Annotated in this window: 2 protein-coding genes; both read left to right on the top strand. The window is 48.8% G+C overall.

All coding sequences use genetic code 11. From position 1 onward, the window contains the following. Window positions 1-168 precede the first annotated feature (168 nt). Window positions 169-525 (top strand): SDR family NAD(P)-dependent oxidoreductase, encoded by a 357-nt coding sequence (locus BLX24_RS33975; RefSeq protein WP_218160736.1) that lies wholly within the window; start codon window positions 169-171, stop codon window positions 523-525. Next, a partial coding sequence (locus tag BLX24_RS33970; RefSeq protein WP_262483012.1) for an SDR family NAD(P)-dependent oxidoreductase occupies window positions 509-726 on the top strand: 218 nt, incomplete at its 3' end. The genes BLX24_RS33975 and BLX24_RS33970, both read left to right, overlap by 17 nt.

Here is a 726-nt window from a genome sequence, read left to right as displayed (position 1 = left end):
AGCCCGCAGGTCAATTCGGGCAATATCTTTCGTTCATACATACGTCAAAGATAACCCTATGCCATTGCCGGGTCAATACGGATAAATTTATCCCTATCTGATTCGTAAATCCGTACTTGTCAGTGCCTGTCATACATACGAAATTTGCCCTGACAAAACAGCAAGCTTATGGACTTTACATTTGAAAACGAACTGGCAGGTAAGATCGCCCTCGTAACGGGGGGCACTAAAGGCACTGGCAAAGCCATTGCCGACCGGCTCCTGAAAGCGGGAGCAACGGTGATTACTACCGCCCGAAACAAGCCGGAAATTCAGGCGGATGGTACTCTGTTCATAGCGGCCGATTTAAGTAAGTCAGAGGATACACAGACCGTAATCAGCGAGGTTCTTAATCAGTTTGGCCACCTCGATATTCTGATCAACAACATGGGGGGCTCAGAAACGCCGGGCGGCGGTTTTGCGGTGCTTACNGGCAGCTGTACGACTGGATCGTGGTTTTTTGCCGGCTATGATCAATCGCAGTAAAGGAGTCATCATTCATATTGGTTCCATCCAGGCAAAATTGCCGCTCTATGATTCCACACTACCTTATGCTGCCGCAAAAGCAGCTTTACTTAACTATAGTAAAAACCTGTCGAATGAAGTGTCACCGAAGGGAGTACGTGTACTGACAGTATCGCCGGGATGGATTATGACGACCGGAGCGGTCCGGATGATGGAGCGTCT

It is taken from the genome of Arsenicibacter rosenii (genome assembly GCF_001870735.1).
In the GTDB taxonomy this organism is placed as follows: domain Bacteria; phylum Bacteroidota; class Bacteroidia; order Cytophagales; family Spirosomataceae; genus Arsenicibacter; species Arsenicibacter rosenii.
This window is presented reverse-complemented; position numbering and strand designations above follow the sequence as displayed.